Here is a 940-nt window from a genome sequence, read left to right on the forward strand (position 1 = left end):
AAAAATAGAAATTCTATATCGCTAGATTAATCGTTATCTTCTATAATATTTAACAGTTATTTGAAATTCTATATTCTATTCTTTATTCTATTCTTTAATATATTCATATTCGCTATTCATAATGAATATTAATAGCTAAGAATGAAAATAGTATAATAGTGAATAGCAAAGATTCTAAGAGTTTATTGAATTCCTATGCATGTCAAATTTATGTTATGTGAGCCTGCTTAGCTCAGAGGTTAGAGCATCGCATTTGTAATGCGATGGTCATCGGTTCGATTCCGATAGTCGGCTTTTCTCTATTTATTTTATTCGATGTTTTACATGATTGATAATGCATTTTTGAAATCAAAGAATATTGAAAAAAAAATGTCTTCCTCTTTTGGCAAAAGCCATTGATTTATTATGTGATAGGAATTTTCAACTATCTCACGAAAAGAATCCTTTTCTTTTTCTATATATAGAATATAAAGATCTGGATATTTATCCAACTCATCTCATTATTCTTTAATAGAATAATACTTCAGTAAATTTCGCTTTATTTAGAATTTAGTTCATTTTTAGTTTAGGTTTATTCTGTAGAATTAAATTTCATCAATAAGAATTAATAATTAAATATAAATAAGAAGAAGGAGGCTTTATGTCGCGTTACCGAGGTCCTCGTTTCAAAAAAATACGCCGCCTGGGGGCTTTACCAGGGCTAACTAATAAAAGGCCCAGAGCTGGAAGTGATCTTAGAAACCAATCGCGTTCCGGGAAAAAATCCCAATATCGAATTCGCCTAGAAGAAAAACAAAAATTGCGTTTTCATTATGGTCTTACAGAACGACAATTACTTAAATACGTTCGTATCGCCGGAAAGGCAAAAGGGTCAACAGGTCAGGTTTTACTACAATTACTTGAAATGCGCCTGGATAACATTCTTTTTCGGTTGGGTATG

Annotated in this window: 1 protein-coding gene and 1 tRNA gene; both read left to right on the forward strand. The window is 31.0% G+C overall.

Annotated elements, in window-relative coordinates:
- The first annotated feature begins 221 nt into the window (after positions 1-221).
- Positions 222-294: transfer RNA gene (locus HX793_RS32295), tRNA-Thr, on the forward strand.
- 346 nt (positions 295-640) lie between these two features.
- Positions 641-940: small ribosomal subunit protein uS4c (locus HX793_RS32300; protein WP_178905624.1), on the forward strand; the 300-nt coding region annotated here is incomplete at its 3' end.

The organism is Pseudomonas reactans (assembly GCF_013387025.1).
Taxonomy (GTDB): domain Bacteria; phylum Pseudomonadota; class Gammaproteobacteria; order Pseudomonadales; family Pseudomonadaceae; genus Aquipseudomonas; species Aquipseudomonas reactans.